Source organism: Pseudarthrobacter sp. SORGH_AS 212, from assembly GCF_030818145.1.
Taxonomy (GTDB): Bacteria; Actinomycetota; Actinomycetes; order Actinomycetales; family Micrococcaceae; genus Arthrobacter.
In genome coordinates this window covers 3,705,165-3,722,706 of the sequence record NZ_JAUTAA010000001.1, presented here as the reverse complement: position 1 = coordinate 3,722,706, position 17,542 = coordinate 3,705,165, and the positions used below count along the sequence as shown (strand labels likewise).

General features: G+C 63.3%; 16 protein-coding genes, 1 other RNA gene and 1 pseudogene. 3 read left to right on the top strand and 15 right to left on the bottom strand.

All coding sequences use genetic code 11. The features are described from left to right. The first annotated feature begins 4 nt into the window (after nt 1-4). A complete protein-coding gene (locus QE394_RS17055; RefSeq protein WP_349035122.1) occupies nt 5-382 on the top strand; it encodes a hypothetical protein in 378 nt (125 codons plus the stop codon). A gap of 15 nt (nt 383-397) precedes the next feature. Here the strand turns inward: QE394_RS17055 and QE394_RS17050 are convergent, their stop codons facing one another. Continuing rightward, nucleotides 398-1,381, bottom strand: a complete 984-nt coding sequence (locus QE394_RS17050) for a trypsin-like peptidase domain-containing protein (protein ID WP_349035121.1) — start codon at nt 1,379-1,381, stop codon at nt 398-400. 398 nt (nt 1,382-1,779) lie between these two features. Here QE394_RS17050 and QE394_RS17045 point away from each other — a divergent pair, with 398 nt between their 5' ends. Next, nucleotides 1,780-3,930 carry an acyltransferase family protein gene (locus tag QE394_RS17045; RefSeq protein WP_349035120.1) on the top strand — a complete coding sequence of 717 codons (2,151 nt, stop codon included), beginning with the start codon at nt 1,780-1,782 and terminating at the stop codon, nt 3,928-3,930. A 177-nt stretch (nt 3,931-4,107) separates the two neighbouring features. On the opposite strand, the gene ssrA is transcribed toward QE394_RS17045, so the two are convergent. The 14 genes and pseudogenes from ssrA to QE394_RS16975 all read right to left on the bottom strand — a co-directional run bounded on the left by ssrA (nt 4,108) and on the right by QE394_RS16975 (nt 14,993). Beyond that, nucleotides 4,108-4,476, bottom strand: a transfer-messenger RNA (tmRNA) gene (gene ssrA, locus QE394_RS17040). A gap of 100 nt (nt 4,477-4,576) precedes the next feature. After that, nucleotides 4,577-5,053, bottom strand: a complete 477-nt coding sequence (gene smpB, locus QE394_RS17035; RefSeq protein WP_015937574.1) for an SsrA-binding protein SmpB — start codon at nt 5,051-5,053, stop codon at nt 4,577-4,579. 83 nt (nt 5,054-5,136) lie between these two features. Next, nucleotides 5,137-6,562: pseudogene (locus tag QE394_RS17030) on the bottom strand (peptidoglycan DD-metalloendopeptidase family protein). A 27-nt stretch (nt 6,563-6,589) separates the two neighbouring features. Beyond that, the gene (gene ftsX / locus QE394_RS17025) at nt 6,590-7,504 is read right to left on the bottom strand and encodes a permease-like cell division protein FtsX (RefSeq protein ID WP_015937576.1); all 915 of its coding nucleotides are present in this window, start codon (nt 7,502-7,504) and stop codon (nt 6,590-6,592) included. Next, the gene (gene ftsE / locus QE394_RS17020) at nt 7,501-8,289 is read right to left on the bottom strand and encodes a cell division ATP-binding protein FtsE (protein WP_349035119.1); all 789 of its coding nucleotides are present in this window, start codon (nt 8,287-8,289) and stop codon (nt 7,501-7,503) included. The genes ftsX and ftsE overlap by 4 nt, the downstream gene beginning before the upstream one ends. Before the next feature lie 183 nt (nt 8,290-8,472). Beyond that, nucleotides 8,473-9,588, bottom strand: a complete 1,116-nt coding sequence (prfB, locus tag QE394_RS17015; protein WP_261619205.1) for a peptide chain release factor 2 — start codon at nt 9,586-9,588, stop codon at nt 8,473-8,475. Between the two features lie 67 nt (nt 9,589-9,655). Then, nucleotides 9,656-10,099 carry a pilus assembly protein TadG-related protein gene (locus QE394_RS17010; protein ID WP_349035118.1) on the bottom strand — a complete coding sequence of 148 codons (444 nt, stop codon included), beginning with the start codon at nt 10,097-10,099 and terminating at the stop codon, nt 9,656-9,658. Beyond that, entirely contained in the window at nt 10,096-10,617 is a 522-nt protein-coding gene (locus QE394_RS17005) for a hypothetical protein (protein ID WP_056085053.1), read from the bottom strand. The genes QE394_RS17010 and QE394_RS17005 overlap by 4 nt, the downstream gene beginning before the upstream one ends. Then, a complete protein-coding gene (locus QE394_RS17000) occupies nt 10,598-11,014 on the bottom strand; it encodes a TadE family protein (protein ID WP_349035117.1) in 417 nt (138 codons plus the stop codon). Before QE394_RS17000 ends, QE394_RS17005 begins: the two co-directional genes overlap by 20 nt. 4 nt (nt 11,015-11,018) lie before the next feature. Then, nucleotides 11,019-11,312, bottom strand: a complete 294-nt coding sequence (locus QE394_RS16995; RefSeq protein ID WP_056085047.1) for a hypothetical protein — start codon at nt 11,310-11,312, stop codon at nt 11,019-11,021. 88 nt (nt 11,313-11,400) lie between these two features. Then, nucleotides 11,401-12,339 (bottom strand): type II secretion system F family protein, encoded by a 939-nt coding sequence (locus tag QE394_RS16990; RefSeq protein ID WP_349035116.1) that lies wholly within the window; start codon nt 12,337-12,339, stop codon nt 11,401-11,403. Next, on the bottom strand, nt 12,336-13,193 hold the full coding sequence (locus tag QE394_RS16985; protein WP_349035115.1) for a type II secretion system F family protein: 858 nt from the start codon (nt 13,191-13,193) through the stop codon (nt 12,336-12,338). The genes QE394_RS16990 and QE394_RS16985 overlap by 4 nt, the downstream gene beginning before the upstream one ends. Then, nucleotides 13,190-14,413, bottom strand: a complete 1,224-nt coding sequence (locus tag QE394_RS16980) for an ATPase, T2SS/T4P/T4SS family (RefSeq protein ID WP_349035114.1) — start codon at nt 14,411-14,413, stop codon at nt 13,190-13,192. The genes QE394_RS16985 and QE394_RS16980 overlap by 4 nt, the downstream gene beginning before the upstream one ends. Nucleotides 14,414-14,726: 313 nt before the next feature. Next, nucleotides 14,727-14,993: a hypothetical protein gene (locus QE394_RS16975; RefSeq protein WP_261619201.1), complete on the bottom strand. Its 267-nt coding sequence runs from the start codon at nt 14,991-14,993 to the stop codon at nt 14,727-14,729. Between the two features lie 124 nt (nt 14,994-15,117). On the opposite strand from QE394_RS16975, the gene QE394_RS16970 reads away from it, so the two are divergent. Continuing rightward, nucleotides 15,118-17,517: a lysozyme gene (locus QE394_RS16970; protein WP_349035426.1), complete on the top strand. Its 2,400-nt coding sequence runs from the start codon at nt 15,118-15,120 to the stop codon at nt 17,515-17,517. The last annotated feature ends 25 nt before the right edge of the window (nt 17,518-17,542 follow it).

Sequence of the window (17,542 nt, the reverse complement as noted above, 5' to 3'; positions counted from 1 at the left end):
GGTGATGATCAGCAGACGCGACGTGGCAATAGCCCTCGATATCCCCATGGAAATGGCCCAGCGCCACGGCCTCCCCAAGTTTATGTCCGAGGAGCAACTCGGCGCGCTGTTGGACAGCCCGCCGGCCTGGCTGGAACAGTCCCGTGCCAACCGGACGGGCAAACGGCCGGTCTGGGTTCACCTCGTGTGCGCGGTGTGCGGTTACGAGGAAGCGGCACGGCCTAAGAAATGGTGGCCGGACTTCACCTATGTAGTGTGCGACCATCACCGCCCGGACGATGTGCCGCCGGCCTCGGCAGGATTTGTCCGCGGCGAGTTCGACGGCGTGGGCACCCGCTTCGTCGGCATCGCAGACGTGGAAGCGCCCGACGGCGGACGCTAACCCGTTCAGTCACGCTCACTTGGGGTTGCTGGTCATTTCGTCAGGGACCGCCACCAGGCGGAGGTCCGCCCCGTCACGGAGCACCGCCAGGTCCAATGGCTGGCCGATGGCATCGGAGAACAGCAGCCGCTGCAGGCTTTCGGCGTTGCTGACAGCCCTCCCGCCGGCGGTCAGCACGATATCCCCTGCAGCCAGGCCGGCCCGGTCTGCCGGAGAACCTGGCAGCACCTCAACGATGCGGAGGCCGTCCCGCGGGCCGCTCCTGATGACTGCGCTGGGAGTGAGCCGGACCGGGGTACTGACGAGTCCCAGGTAGGCCCGCCGCACCCGGCCGTCCGAGAGCAGGGCCGAAATGATCCGCCGGGTGGTGGAGTTGATGGGGATTGCCAGGCCCAGCCCTGCCCCGGCCACAGCGGTATTGATGCCCACGATCCTGCTGTGCGTATCGGCCAGGGCACCGCCTGAGTTTCCCGGATTCAAGGCGGCGTCGGTCTGGATGACGTCTTCGATCACCCTCCTGTTACCGTCCGCCCAGACCGGTATGGCGCGGCCCAGGCCACTGACCACTCCTGCTGTTACGGAACCTGCAAGTCCCAACGGGTTTCCGACCGCGATGACGAGTTGCCCAACGCGGAGGGACTCGGCATCTCCGAACTCTGCGGGCCGGACCTTGGGGCGCCGGCCATGGACAACTGCAAGGTCGGACAGCGGGTCTGCGCCCACTAGCTCCAACTCCAGCCTGCTCCCGTCGGCAAAGACAGCGTGCCCGTTCCTTGTTCCCGCCACTACGTGGGAGTTGGTGACGAGGTAGCCGTCCTCCGTGAAAAGCACCGCTGAGCCCGCTCCAACGCGCATCCGGCCGTTGCGGCGGGTAGCTGACATCTCAATGGCGGCAACATGCGGCGTGACCGCCGCTGCCACCCGCATGACTGTGCGTGAATACGAATCCAAGGCTTCGTCGTCGTACCTGTCCGAAGCCTCTTCCCGTGCGCGCTCCATGACGCACCTCCCTGTCCTGGCACCCCGCACCTGTCGCGCTGGAGGGCTTACCGGATACAACGGGCGGCCGAGCAACGCTAGTCCCTGGCCCGCTACGCCTTCGGTGAACGCCTGCTCTTCGTTCCCCTCCCCTGGTGCAGCCGCGTATCCGCCGCGCCCCGGGCCGCTTGTCACCTTGGCCTGCCCACACCATCACCGCGGTATGTCCGGTGCTAAAGTACCCGAGGGGATTTCCTCCACAACCTCACAGCATGTGGGTTGTCTTGGCTTCACCGACGATGCGGCTTTCATGCCATCCGGGCGTTGTTCCCGGTGGAAAGCACGCCTGGCCGCCACACCTGTGGCGGGACGGGACCACGCTCCCGGTGAACCCACAGGTCGAATAACAAGGAGTACGTGTGACCGGACAGGTCTTGTTCCGAACGCGGTCGGAACTGCGACGGAAAGAATCGGTCAACGCAACGCGCAAGGACATCCAGGCCCTCCGGGCCCTGGCAGTCATGCTCGTGGTCCTCAACCATTTGTGGCCCGTTCGGCTTCCGGGCGGGTACGTCGGCGTCGATGTATTCTTCGTGATCTCGGGTTACCTGAATTCCAAGCACCTGCTCGGCGAACTGGAACGATCAGACCGGATCAACCTTGGTCAGTTCTATGCGCGGCGGATCAGGCGGCTCCTCCCGGCGGCAACCCTTGTGGGCGTCGTTTCCCTCCTGGCAGCCTGGGCGCTGCTTCCGTTCTCACGCTGGGTGGCCATAGCCCATGAGACCATGGCATCTGTCCTGTATGTTGAGAACTGGGTTCTGGCCGCTAAATCCGTGGACTATTCAGCGCACAACGAAGCCGCGTCCACGGTGCAGCATTATTGGTCGCTCTCCGTGGAGGAGCAGTTTTACCTGGTCTGGCCCCTACTGATGCTCGGACTGGTTACGGCCGCGGTCAGGTTCCGGCTCCGCCGTCGGGCGCTACTGACCCTGGGGGTCGCGCTTGCCAGTGTCATCGCGCTGGTGTTTTGCATCTGGTTTACGTACACCAACAAGAGCCCGGCCTACTTTGTCACGCCGGCCCGCGTCTGGGAGTTCGGTGCCGGGGCCCTGGTGGCCATCGGAGGCGCCCACGCTTTGGGATCCTTGCGCCTGCGGCTGCCCTCCTACCATTTGGCACTCTCTGGAACAGCGCAGTGGCTGGGGTACGGCCTGATCGCCTTTTCCGCCCTGACGTTCAATGAGCACACGTTCTTCCCCGGCTTCGCTGCCGCAGTTCCCGTCCTCGGTACGGTGCTGGTAATTGCTTCGGGGCCGAACAGCCCCTTCTGGTCGCCCAACCGGGTCCTTGCCGCCAAGCCAATCCAGTTCGTCGGCGATGTGTCCTACTCGCTGTACCTGTGGCACTGGCCGCTCATAGTCCTGGCGCCGGCCATCCTTAGCCGCCCGCTGGGGACCTTGGACAAACTCGGCATCCTGGCACTGGCCATCGGGCTCTCCTACGCGTCGAAGAAACTTGTCGAAGACCCGGGCCGCACCAAACTCCTGAAGGGGGCCAGACCGCTCCGGGTCGTCCTGGTCACGGCGGCTGCCATGGCCACCGTCTGTGCCTTGTGCGGAGGCCTTTTGCTGAGTTTCGGAAAGGCGCAGGAGGCAGAGACAGCCAAGCTGCAGAACCTTTCCGGGGACCCCTGCTACGGCGCGCGGAGCCTGGACCCGGGAAACGATTGCGGTGATCCCTTTGGCGCTGCCCGGGTTGCCAACGTGGGGCCGAACGAGGCTCCGCGCTTTGACGCCCCGGAATGCCACCCGGCGGCAGACCCGATCGTTTTTGAGGACCAGAAACTCCTGACGGAGTGTGATTTCACGGGCGGCGCGCCGGCCTCGGCAACTGTTTGGCTGATCGGCGACTCGCATGCGGAGCAGTGGAAGAGCGCCCTGTATGAGCTGGCCCGGCTGCACAAGTGGAAGCTGAAGGAATCCATGGTGGGTGGTTGTCCGTTCGTCGACGTAAAGCGTGTCGCTTTCATGGGCGAACCCGCGGATGACGCACGCTCCCAGAAACGGTGCCTGGACTGGAGCAAGCAGGTGACCGACAGGATTGTCCAGGAAAAACCCGGCATGGTCTTCGCTTCCTCCTTCGGCGCCGGGGAAACGATCGACGATGGCACCGGCCGCCCCCAGTTGGAACAGTACGGCGATGCCGTCGCCAAGCGGTTCCTCGCCTGGACAGGTGCGGGCTCCCGGGTCTTCGTCTTCCGCGATCCCCCCTTGACGCTGCGCCACAGCAGCCCGGACTGCGTGGCGCTCAACCAGCAACAGCCCATTAACTGCGCGAACCCCCGGGCCGAAGCCTTGGTGCCGGACCCGATTGCGAGTGCGGCCGTCGGCATGGGCAAGCCCTCGGTGAAGGTGCTCGACATGTCTGACCAGTTCTGTGACGACCGGACCTGCTACGCGGTCATCGGCGGCCTGCAGGTCTACGCCGATTTCGACCACGCCTCACGGAGCTACATCCACTCGCTGATGCCCGTAGTGGCGCAACGGTTCAACGAGGCCCGGCAATAATCCTGCCTCCAGAAGTCTGAGGAATCAGGCCCTGGGTCACAGTGGTCCAGGGCCCGGCCCCGGCCTGGGATACCAGCCCGCTCAATCCGGGCAAAGAAAAACACCCCGGTCCGAAGACCGGGGTGTTTTTTCGGTGACTCGACTCATCCGCAAGGGATGTCCCGAATCACCGCAGGGGTGTGGAGATGGGGGGAATTGAACCCCCGTCCGATGTCGTGTTGTCAGGGCTTCTCCGGGCGCAGTTTGCGTCGGACTTTCTCGGCCCCAGCCATGCTGCAAACAGCTGGCTGATCCGGGCCCAGTCATCTAAGAGTCCCGTTTACCCCGATGACGGGGGTAAACAGCAGTGGCTATCTAAATGACGCCAGGATCCGGGGCAATAGCAACCTCGGGCTGACGGACTGTCTTACTGCTTAGGCAGCAAGAGCGAAGTCAGTGCGCTTAGATTCGGCACTTATTGGTTTGCAGACAGCGTTTACGAGATAATTCTGCATCCTCGGCCCGCTTCACCTGTCGCGACTAACATCGTCGAAACCGATCATCCCCGTATTTTGTTACCAATCGGTGTTACCCAATCCCGCGGGCGTACCCGCCGGACTATTTATAGTAACGCATGTTGTGCCAGATTCATTCCGGGCAACACCGTTCAGCCGCGCCGCCTGTTGCGTTCCCGCATCTCGCGCTGGGCTTCGCGGTTGTCCTGCTGTTCGCGGAGTGTCTGGCGTTTGTCATACTCGCGCTTGCCGCGGGCTACGCCTATTTCAACCTTCGCGCGGCCATCCACAAAGTAGAGCTGGAGAGGCACGATGGTGTAGCCGGCTTCCTGGACCTTGCGGGAGATCTTGATGAGCTCTTCGCGGTGCAGGAGCAGCTTTCGGCGGCGCCGGGCAGCATGGTTGGTCCAACTGCCCTGGTTGTACTCCGGGATATGGATTGCTTCCATCCACAATTCGTCGTTGTAGAAGGTACAGAACCCGTCCACCATGGACGCGTGCCCCTCGCGGAGGGATTTCACTTCGGTGCCCATCAGCGCAATGCCGGCCTCATAGGTATCCAGCACGTGGTAATCATGCCGGGCCTTGCGGTTGGTGGCCACCACCTTACGGCCACTTTCTTTGGGCACGGAACAGCTCCTCAATCAAATCGAAATGTCCTCCGGCCGGGTCGCAGCGGAGTCATACCAGTGTACGGCAGGGCCGCGCAGCCCTAGAGCAGGCCCATCGGGTCGACGGCGGCACCGTTCAGCCAGGTTTCGAAGTGGGCGTGGCAGCCCGTGGAGTTGCCGGTACTGCCGGAGTACGCGATGAGCTGGCCCTGCGAGACCCTCTGCCCATTCGACACCACGATGCTGGAGTTGTGGTAGTAAATGGTGGTCAGCGAGTTGCCCTGCACCACCCCATGGTCCAACTTCACCCGCCAGCCGCCGCCGTCTGCGGAGTTCCAGCCGGAGCTGAAGACTTCACCGGCTGCTGCGGCGTACACCGGGGTACCGCAGGCGGCGCCGAAATCGATACCGGTGTGGACATAGCCGCCCTGGCCGTAGAAATCGATGGTCCCTGGCGGAGTGGTGCGCCAACCAAATCCGGACGTGATGGGAATGCTGCCGTCGAACGGGTGGCGAAGACCAAAGGCCGACGGCGATCCGGCAGCAGGCGGAACGTACGGCTGGACCGGCGGTGCCGGGCGGTTCGCTGCCGCGGCCGCGGCGGCGGCGGCAGCAGCAGCTGCTTCGGCCAACCGGCGCTGCTCGGCTTCCCATGCCTCCCGGGCCCTGCGATCCCGTTCGGCAATCTCGTTGGCCACCTGGTTCTGGCTTGCCTGGACTCCGGCGAGCTGGGCCTGGATTCCCGGCTTGGCGGCCTGCAGTTCAGCGTCGAGTCGCGTCGTATCAGCGATCAGCTGGTCAACCTGGGCTTTCTTGGCGGCGGCTTCATCGCGGGCCGCCTTCTCGCGCTCAAGGGCGGCGTCAGCCTTGGCCTTCAGATCCTTGATTTCCGCTTCCACGGCCTGAAGGCGTGCCTCGGAGTTGACGTTGGTGGCGTTCTGCTGGCTCAACTTGTCCATGGCTGCGTTCTGGCTGCGCATGGCCTGATCCGCCAGGTCCATGGTGTCGGTGAGGCTGCCGCCGTTGTTCGAACCAAAGAACAGGGACAGGTTGGAGGGGACACCGCCTGACTTGTATGCCTGTGTCGCGATCTGGCCGATCAGTTTCTTGGTGTCGGCGATCTTCTGCTTGTCGGTTTCCAGCTGCTGGGTGATTTTCGCCTTGTTCTGCTGCGCCATGTCAACGCGGGCGGGACAGTGCCTCGACTTCCTTGACTGCGCTGGCCACGCGCCCCTGCGCTTCGAGCAGCGCCTGCTGGGCGCCGGGCAGCTGGCCCTGGTACAGGACCAGGTCACCGGCGGCCTTCGCAATCCTCGAGTCAACGAACTCCAATGACTGCTGGACGCGTTGCGCTTCGGCCTGGAGCGCGGCCTGCTTGTCCTCCAGCTCATCGGCAAATGCCGGTGGTATGGACGAGGCGAGCCCGGAAGCGAGGACGACGGCGAGTACCCCGCTCAGGAGCGCCGAGCGGCGCGCTGCATGACGCCTCGGTCGCAGGCGCAAGGGATTTTCTGACGTTACGTTCATCGGCATTCCTCGGTCGGTTTGCATAGCCTAAACGCGCAAATATCTGCGAAGGGTCAAGAGGGACGAAATTCCAGCCAAGGATCCGCCAAGGATCAGCAGTGCAGGCACCAGGATCAGTGTCTGGCCCGAGGAAATAAACGCGGTGTCCGGATACTGCTTGGACATGTACTCCCCCAGGAAGAAGTGGGCCACGGCCCACAGCGTTGCCGAGGCAAGGGCTGCACCGATCACCGCTGCTATGACGCCTTCAAGGATGAAGGGCAGTTGGATAACGGTCTTCGAGGCGCCCACAAGGCGCATGATCCCGGTTTCCCGCCTGCGGCTGAAAGCCGAAAGCCGGATGGTGGTGGCAATCAGCAGGATGGCACACACGATCATGACACCCGCGATGCCCACCGCAACGAGGGAAGCCCCGTTCATCACCGAGAAAAGCCGCTCCAGCAGCTGACGCTGGTCGATCACGGTTTCCACCCCGGGCTGGGAGCTGAAGGTTTCACTGATGATTTCGTACTTTTCCGGGTCCTTCATGTTGATCCGGAAGGAAGCCGGCAACTGGTCCGGGGTTACGGAATCGACGATCGGCGAGTTCGAGAACTGGTCCTTGAAGTGCTTGTAGGCATCTTCCTTGGACTCGAACTGAAAGTCGTTGATGTATTGGGCCACTGCCGGGGACTCGAGCAGGGTGTTGAGGCTGTCCTGCTGCTCCGGGGTGACCGAACCGCCTGCGCAGCCGGTGGCCGTCGAGCCGTCACTGCAAAGGAAGACGGCTACCTGGACTTTGTCGTACCAGTAGCCCTTCATCTGGTTGATCTGCATCTGGAGCATTCCGGCGGCACCCACGAACGTCAGAGAGACGAACGTGACCAGGATGACCGAGACCACCATCGATAGGTTGCGGCGCAGGCCGCTGCCGATTTCGGAAAGGATGAATGCGAGCCTCATCGCTGCGCCTCACCTTCACGGCCTTCGCCCGCCGGGCGGGCGTCGGGTTCGTCCCTGCCGCTGGCGTCTTTGAGTCTCCTGGACTGTCCGATGACCGGAATCATCGAGGTGTAGAGTGCCTTGGCTTCGTCGCGGATCACCACGCCGTTCTTGAGCTCCACCACCCTTTTGCGCATTTCGTTGACGATGTCGTCGTCGTGGGTGGCCATGACCACCGTGGTGCCATTCTGGTTGATCTTGTCCAGCACTCCCATGATGCCCATGGAGGTGGTGGGGTCCAGGTTTCCGGTTGGTTCGTCAGCGAGGAGGATGCCGGGGCGGTTCACGACGGCACGGGCAATGGCGACACGCTGCTGCTCGCCGCCGGAGAGCTCGTGAGGCATCCGGTGCTCCTTGCCTTCGAGCCCCACGGTCTTCAGGACCTCGGGGACGGTGTCGCGGATGACGCTGCGGCCCTTGCCGATGACCTGCATGGCGAAAGCCACGTTAGCGAAGACGTTCTTTTGGGGCAGGAGGCGGAAATCCTGGAAGACCACGCCAATGCCGCGGCGGAGGCGGGGTACCCGCCAGCTCGAGATCTTCGCGACGTTCTGGCCGGCCACGTAGACGGCTCCCGAGGTGGCGCGGTCCTCTTTGAGCACGAGCCGGAGGAAGGTTGATTTTCCGGAGCCTGATGCTCCGACGAGGAACGCGAATTCGCCGCGGTCGATCTCAAGGTTGATGGAGTCCAGCGCCGGCCGGGCCTTCTGGTCGTAGACCTTGGTGACATTTTCGAATCGGATCATGGCCCTAAGTACCCTGCAGGGCATGGCTGATGCGGAATGCAGCCCAGTTCTGCAGCCGGTGCACGGGTGTTCGTTGGGGGAAGTAGGGCCCCGGCCCCTCGACTATACGCAGGATTGGCTGCTTAAGACGCGGCTTTGGGGGCGTGTCGCGGTAGGCCGATCCGCCGTGGCGGTGTTCCGGCCCTACTTCTCAGCGTTACGGTTGTCCGTGCGCCAGCGGATGCCAGCGTCGATGAAGTCGTCGATCTCGCCGTCGAAAACAGCCGAGGTGTTGCCCACCTCGTGTTCGGTGCGCAGATCCTTGACCATCTGGTATGGGTTCAGGACGTATGAGCGCATCTGGTCTCCCCAGGATGCCTTGACGTCCCCGGCCAGCGCCTTCTTCTCGGCGTCTTCCTGTTCCTTCTTCAACAGCAGAAGGCGGGACTGCAGGACGCGCAGTGCTGCTGCCCGGTTTTGCAGCTGTGACTTTTCGTTCTGCATCGACACCACCACGCCGGTGGGAATGTGCGTGAGCCGGACAGCGGAGTCTGTGGTGTTCACGGACTGGCCGCCCGGACCGGAGGACCGGAAGACGTCGACCCGGATCTCGTTATCCGGGATGTCGATCGAGTCCGTCTGCTCGATCAGCGGAATGACCTCCACCGCGGCGAAGGACGTTTGGCGCCGCCCCTGGTTGTCGAAGGGGCTGATCCGCACCAGCCGGTGGGTGCCGGCCTCAACGCTGAGGGTACCGAATGCGTATGGGGCCTTGACCTCGAACGTGGCCGACTTGAGCCCGGCTTCCTCGGCGTATGACGTGTCCATGACTGTGGTGGGATACCCGTGGCGCTCTGCCCAGCGGAGATACATCCGCATCAGCATTTCGGCAAAGTCGGCGGCGTCCACGCCGCCGGCGCCGGCACGGATCGAGACCACAGCCTCGCGCTCGTCGTACTCGCCGGACAGGAGGGTGACCACCTCCAGGTTCTTCAGCGCCTTCTGGATCGATTCCAGCTCTGCTGCCGCCTCTCCCATGGAGTCAGCGTCACCTTCGTCCTGGCCGAGCTCCACCAGGACTTCAAGATCGTCGATGCGCGATGCCAGGGTTGTCAGACGCTCCAGCTCTGACTGCCGGTGCGAGAGTCGGGAGGTGATTTTCTGCGCCGCAGCGGGATCGTCCCACAGGTCCGGCTCCCCTGCACGCTCGCTGAGTTCGGCAATGTCTTCCCTCAGCGCGTCCATGTCGGTAACCCGTTCAATGGACTCGTAGGTGGCGCGGAGCGCGCGGATTTCAGCGGAAAAATCAATATTGGCCATGGTCGTTTAAGCCTACGCTATCCGGCGAAAGGCACGGTTCCTTGCACCCGGCCCTGGGTTTGCCTGCCTACCGCGTTAGCCGCGAGCGCGCTGTCGACGTCGCCTCAATCAGGATTCCGTCTGGGACCAGGAAGTTCACCACCGGCGGATGCACCGCGGCGGTGAGCACCACAACAGCGGTAGAGCCGTCCGGAGTACCGGTTGCCCCGGCAACTGCCAGGGCGTCAAACCGTGCCGAGGCGGGGCTCCGGGCAACAAAGTCAGCCGCGACACTCCGAACACGCGCGGGGTTAAGGACGGCAGATGGGCTGCCGCCCTGGGTCGCCACCTCACCCAGCGTATAGCTGTCCGCTGCAGCAAGGGAGGCGCCGTCAGCCAGGGACAGCAGGCGCTTATGCTCCAGGTAGATGGAAGAAATTCCCATCACGACTGTGGCCACCAGGAGTGCCAAGACCACATATCCGATAATCATTACCGTTATCTGGCCGTCCTCGGATGTCGATTCCCTCACCGGAACCTCCCCACAATTTGGGTAGCGGCGGCCTCCACCTCGGTGGCAGAGAGCCGGACGCCATCCTGGAACGGTACGAACGGCAGCGGGATGGACAACCTGACGGTGACGGTCACAGCAGTGCCCGGCGCGTGACAGTCAGCGGGGTCACAGGTTGTTGCCATCGAGGCCTGGTCCGGGCTGTGTCCAAAGTCGGCCAGTGCCAACGCCACGGCCTGCTCCGCGGCCGCCTGGGCTGACGCGCTGTCGGCTTGGGCGACGTAGACCTTCGCAGCCTGGTCTGCCGCCCCCACCACGGCGAACGAGCCACCCTGCATCTGCGCGACGGTGATGATGAAGTAAACGAGCGGGACCATCAGCAGCAGGGCAAGAAACGTGAACTCCACAACCGCACTTCCCTGCTCACTGCGCCCGGCCGCTTGCAGGCCGGATGGTTCCGGTCCCCGGCACAACGCCTCGAGTAACCGGCAACGGACACGCCGGAACACTCGGCGGACGTCACGGCTGTACGGCGGCATGTCCCGTCACCTCCAACATTCCCCGGGGTCCGATCAACCCCACTACAGGCATGGGAGCCCGGACCGTTACTTCCAGCGTCCTAAGGCCCTGAACGGTCACTTCGTTCGTGCTGATCTCCTCAGCGAAGGATGGGTTCAGGGCAGTAATGATGAGGCCGCGGGTCCGTTCTTCCGCGTCACCAGGGCCCCGGTCTGCGAGTGTTCCGTACCGCGCGCCAGAAGCTGCCGCGTCAATCAGCGTGTTCCGGACGTGCAGTACAAGGGTCAGTTGGAGAATTGCCAGGAAGAACATCGTGAGCAGGCCACCCACCAGCACAAAATCCACGACTGCCGAACCCTGTTCCCGGCCAAGGACACCTGGCTGGCCGCGACCCGAGACCCGTACGGAAGCGGCCATGGGGCTAGTTGCCCACCTTGTCCATTGCCTGGTTGAACATGGCCTCAAGCGCGGGACCGGCAAGCGCCAGCAGAGCAGCTACGAGCACCGCGGACATCAGGGTGATCATTACCCACCCAGGAACATCACCCCTCTCGGGATCATCGGCAACGTGGGACGTTCCTCGCTGTTGCGCGCGGCGATGGACGGCAGGGAAACGGTATCGGGCCGGGCGCCGGACGCCCTTGGTGGCCCAGGCGCCGGGTGAGGCGGCGACCGCAACCAGTAATACTGCCCAGCGGAGTACTTGAGTCTTCATCTACTGTTCCTGTCCCTTGTTGTTTTCCGTGCCGTTGACGGCGTTGTCATGGATTGCATGCTGTTTTCGCCCCGATCAATTGACGCCATTAGAGCCCCAGGCTGATGGCGGCGATGCCGGGAAAGACGGCAAATACCACCGTCAGGGGAAGCACACCAAAGACGAGGGGCACCATCATGGCAATTTCCTTCTTTCCTGCGGCTTCCATCAAGTCCCGCTTGGCTGTGTCGCGGACATCCTGGGCTTGCGCACGCAGTACGTCCGCGAGGGGTGTCCCCCGTTCGACCGCAACAACGATTCCGTCCACAAACCGGACGAGTGGTGCAAGGTCCGTACGCGCGGAGAACTCCTGGAGGGCGTTGGTCAGGGGCTTGCCAGCCCGCGTTTCTGCCAGGATCGTGGAGAACTCCTTGGACAACTCGCCCTTGGCGCTCCGGCACACCCGGTCCAGGGCTCCGGTGGCACTCTCCCCTGCACCGACGGCCAGGGCCATCAGTTCGGCGAGACTGGGAAACTCGGCCATCATCCGTTCTTCCCTCCTGCGGACTTGCATACCCAGCCAGTAGTCCCGAACAGCAAAGCCCGCCACCCCGCTGCCGATGATGGCCACAGCAGCCACCAGGGCGTTGAACCTTCCGGCCGCAGCCGCCACGGCAACAATGGCCGAAGACAGGGCGAATCCTGCAGCTGCCCACATAATCTGTTCGGCGCGAAAATCTATGACCGACTTGCCGATTCCGGCCTGCGCGAGCCGTCGGGCTGTTGCCCCCGGAGCAGGACTCATTTTCCCCAGGGCGGAAATGCTGTCGCGGATAAACGGGCGGAGGATCCGCTCCAACGGTCCGAAGGGCGTCAGGGGGTGTTCTCCGGACAGAAGGCGCGACTCCAGGTTCTGCGATTTAAGCTGGGGCTCTATGCGCTGGGTCAGAGTCATCGCCCGCATAAGCGGAGACCTGAAAATGACCAGCCACAGTCCGATTCCGAGGACCGCGCCGCAAACGGCGGCGGCCGGTGACACAGTCATCATCGAAGCACCCGTTCGTCCTGGGGCAGGGCGCCGATCCTGAGCATCGTTGAGTAGCAGACCAACGAGATCACGAGCCCGCCGAGGAGGACCGCCGCCCCCATGGCTGTGTTGTATGCCTGCACAGCCTCGGGCCGGGTGGCGAGGAGAAGCATCACGATCCACGGCGCTGCGACGGCAAGACGGGCAGCATTGACGGTCCAGGACTGGCGGGCTTCGAGTTCGCTGCGCGTTCGGGCGTTTTCGCGGAGGAACTCGGCGAGGGTTCCCAGTAACTTGCCGAGGTCAGACCCTCCGACCTCACGAGTCAGCCGCAAGGCTTCGACGATCCGGTCGGCCACGGGGTCGGCGAGCCGGTTCTTCAGCTTGTTCAGGGAACCATCAAACTGTCCTCCGGCCCTGTAGTCCGCGCCAAATTCGCGAAAGACCGGCCTGAGCTCTTCGGGCCCCTTATCACCCAATTGGATGAGCGCCTCAGGCAACGGGAGTCCGGCTCGGATCGCTGACCGCAGATGGTCAACGACGTCGGGCCACAGCTGGCGGAGAAGGGCAGTCCGCTTCTTCGCGCGCCACCGAAGGATGGTGAGTGGAAGCCAGCCGGCGAACAGTCCGAAGCACACAGCAATCGGCCACGACCTGCTCACGGCGAAGAAGACCAGGACGACGAACAGTCCCAAGCCAAGGCACGTTCCAAGCAGTCCGCCCAGGGAAACTTTTTCCACTCCTGCGGCGGCCAGCAGATCCGCGATCCGGCTGGGCGGCCGTTGGCGGGGCTTGCGCTCCGGCGATTCCCACAGTGACCACCAAACAAGGAACAGGCCCGTTCCCGCAGTGGCTCCCAGCAGTGCAGACATCATCGTGGGTCCAGCAGGGCTGCAACGTCATAGCCTGCCCGGGCAAACTTCTCTATTGCGGGCATCGCGTTGGCGCGTGCCTGCAGAACGCCGTCCGCCATGGCAAACACCGGTGATGACTCGATGATTCCGTTTTCAACCCGCCGCCCAACTGAAAGGATCTCTGTTACCTCCCGGCGTCCGTTGGCAAGCCGGCTGCAGTGGACCACCAGGTCTATGCAGGATGCCACCGTTGGAACGACGAATGCCGACGAGATGTTTTCGCCCGCCAGCAGGGGAAGCGTGCAGATCTTGGTGACGGCGTCATGGGCGGAATTGGCATGGACCGTGCACATTCCGGGAAGTCCGCTGTTGAGCGCAATCAGCATGTCGAGGCTTTCGGCTTCCCGTACTTCACCGACCACAAGGCGGTCGGGCCGCATGCGCAGGGCTTCCTTGACGAGGCGCCGGAGTGGGATCTCACCTGTTCCTTCAAGGTTCGGCTGCCGGCACTGGAGTCCCACCACGTCCCGCAGGGGAAACTGCAGCTCAAAGATCTCTTCCACCGTGATGACCCGCTCCCGGCTGCCGATGCTGGCGGCGAGGCAGTTCAACATGGTGGTCTTACCGGCCTGGGTTGCCCCTGATACCAGGATGTTCAGCCCACTGGACACAGCCGCGCCGAGGAACCGAGCCGACTGCGGCGTCAGGGTGCCGAGCTCCACCAGGTGTTCGAGCCGGCTGGCTTTGACAACAAACTTTCGAATGTTCACGGCCCAGTGGCGGCGCGTCACGTCCGGAATGACGACGTGGAGCCTGGAGCCGTCAGGGAGGGCAGCGTCCACAAACGGAGATGACATGTCCAGGCGCCTGCCGGAACTCTTCAGCATCCTTTCCACCATGTCGCGCACCTGCTGCTCAGTAAGGCTGAGCGAGGTTAACTCTGATTCCCCATTGCGTGCCACATAGATTTCGTTGGGAGCATTCAGCCAGATTTCTTCTATCGAGGGATCGTCCAGCAGCGGCTGGAGCACGCCGAAGCGCGCAACGGCGTCGAACAGAAACCGCCGCGCTGCGTCCAGGGAACCCAGCGGCGGAAGTGGTCCCATGAGGGCCCGTTCGTCGTAGTCCGTCACCGCGGCGTCGACAAGGCGCCGCACTTCGCCCGATTGGTTGAGCGGGTCGAGTCCCCTGCGCCTGATCAGTTCCCGGACTTCGTCCTCGACTATCCCCAGAGCATCCATGCCAGTTTCCCCCAGTTGACTGCCGCCCCCCCGGCGGAGGCAGTTCAATTGCGTCCAGCCTAGGGAGGCTACCTCATGGCAACAAGTCATATTTCCCGGAATGTGGATAAGCCACCATCGCGAGGCTCTCTATCACTCCAGCCCCAAAAGAACCACTGGTTACGCTGGTCACACCAGTGCTATGGTGAGCGCGTTAATTGTCGAATTACCACGGTCAGGTGCCTCCCTGGGGGGAGCATTTGGCCAGTTATCTAAATGAGCGCTCAGGAGAGCGCCACATTGTCTCCGGAGCCAATATGAAGCGGAACCCGTCTCAGTCCCGTCGCCCCGCCGTGAAATCGCTGTGGGTCATGCTGCTGGCAGCCTCGCTAATGGCAAGCCCCGGAATTACGGGCGCGGCCTTGGCTGTTGAACCGGCGCCCTCACCAACGGCGTCGGCAGCACCCGAAGCAAGTGCGCCGACCACACCGACGACCCCCGCCCCGCCGTCTTCAGGCGTACCTGCCCCGGCTTCGCAGGAGCCTGCGGCAGCCACCGAGCCGCCGGCTCCGGCACCCTCTCCGGAAGCCCAGCAGTCCATGGCTGAAGCCGTCGGGATTGGCGGCGCCGAAATGGGCCAGCGATCTGCACGGGTAGTGCGCTCCGCCCCCTCGGAATCCGTGAGGAAGCTCAGTTCCGAAGCACTGTCCAGCGAAGGCACCTGGATGCCCACGTTCGGCGTCCAGGGGCTCGACGTGAGCGGCCACCAGCCAACCGTGGACTGGAGACAGCAGTGGAACATGGGGGCCCGGTTCGCCTATGTGAAAGCAACTGAGGGGAACTACTACACCAATCCCTCCTACAGTTCCCAATACCAGGGAGCGCGGAACGTTGGCATGGTCAGGGGCGCCTACCACTTCGCCATCCCCAACTGGTCGTCGGGCGCAGACCAGGCCCGCTACTTCGTGCAAAATGGCGGCGGATGGTCCTCGGACGGTTATACGATGCCTCCGGTTCTGGACTTTGAGTTCAACCCTTACGAGGGCCGGACGATCAATGGCTTCTACTTCGGCAACACCTGCTACAACATGTCCGCAGCACAGCTGCAGTCCTGGATCCGGGACTTCGGCAATACAATGCGTTCGTTGACCGGGCGGCTTCCCGTGATCTACACCAATACCAGCTGGTGGAACCAATGCGTGGGCAACCCTGCCGGGTTCGGTGATTATCCACTGTGGATGGCCGCCTACCCCAGCTCTGCCACCAACAATGCCGGCCCTGTCCCGACGGGTAGCTGGAGCACCTACAGCATCTGGCAATACAGTTCCACTGGCCCCCTCGCCGGCGATTCCAACGTCTGGAACGGCGACTACGCCTCCTTGCGGACGTTCGCCGGCGCCGCGGCTCCCGACGGGTCCTTCGACGACCTCTCGGTGCAGCGAGTCGGATCCACCTCGCAGCTGAACGTGCGCGGCTGGGCCGTCGACTTTGCCAATTCCTCTGCCTCGACGCAGGCGCATGTCTATGTCACCGGCCCGGACGGAGTACGCACCGGCTATGCACTTCCCGCCAACATATCCCGCCCGGATGTGAACGCCGCCCTTGGAGTCACCGGGCAACACGGCTTCCAGCAGGGCATCCAGATTCAGAAATCCGGAACCTACAAGGTCTGCGCCTACGCCATTGGCGCCTTCAGCAATACTGAAATCGGCTGCAAGTCGATTGACGCGAAGGGCACCGAACCGCCCATAGGCAGCATTGATGACGCCAAGGAAGTGCGGAGCGCAGACAAGGTCACGCTTTCCCTTCGGGGCTGGGCAATCGACGGCGCCAACCCGGCGACAGCAACAGAAGCCCACGCCTACCTGACGGCGCCGGACGGTACCAGGACCGGTTACGTCATGCCCGCGAATCTGTCGCGACCCGACGTGGACCAGGCGTTGGGGATGGGCGCCAATCATGGCTACCAGCGCGATATTCCCGTCACGGCGCCCGGAACCTACAAACTCTGTGTTTACGCCATAGGCCAGTACGGCAACACCGAGATCGGCTGCAGGCAGCTGAACTTCGCCCCGGCGGCCGCCCCCATTGGCAGCTTCGATGACGCATCCCTGATAAAGACGTCCACCACAGCCGCACTTTCAGTTCGTGGTTGGGCACTGGACCGCGGGGACTCAACACGGTCCATCCCTGTCCACGTCTACGTGACCTCACCGGACGGCACCACTAAGAGCTACCCGTTCTCGGCGTCCCAGGCCCGGGCCGATGTCAACAGCGCACTGGGTGTAACAGGAAGCCATGGCTTTGCTGCCGCCATACCGATCACGGCACCGGGACAGTACAAGGTTTGCACGTACGCAATAGCGCTCAGCCCGCTTGCCCCGGGGAATCCTTTGCTGTCCTGCCGCAGCGTTGATGTTGGAGCGGTCGCACCACCTACCGGGAGCCTCGACAGCCTAACAGTCAACAAGACGACAACCTCTGCCTCGCTGTCCCTCGCCGGCTGGGCCGTGGACAAAGCAGATGCCTCGCGGTCCATCGACGTGCACATATATGTCACCGCACCTGATGGAACCACTAAGGGATATGCCTTCAATGCGTCCCGCCCCAGGGCTGACGTCAATACTGCGTTCGGCGTGACGGGCGACCACGGCTTCGCTCCCTCGATTCCCATCACCAGCCCCGGCGTCTACACTGCCTGTGCCTACGCCATCGCGCCCAGCCCCCTGGCGTCCAGCAACCCGTTGATAGGCTGCCGCACGGCTGACGCCGGCAAGAGCGGGGTACCGGTGGGTGTGCTCGACTCAGTAGCAATCAAGACGGCTGCGGGGGTTACGTCGCTGGAGGCGACTGGGTGGACCTACGACCCGGACATGCCCACCCTTTCGAATCCTGTTCACGCTTATGTCACCGGCCCCGACGGCAAGACCACGGGATACGTGTTCTCAACGACGGTGGACCGGCCCGATGCAAACAAGGCTTTCGGCATCACGGGTACCCACGGATATTCAGTCAACGTCAAAACCACGGTCCGTGGAACATATACGTTGTGCACCTACGGGATCGGAGTGTCCCCCTTCACCACCGGCAACACGGGGCTGGGTTGCCGGACCCTGACGTACTAAGGGCCGCCCGGCCAGCAGAAAGGGG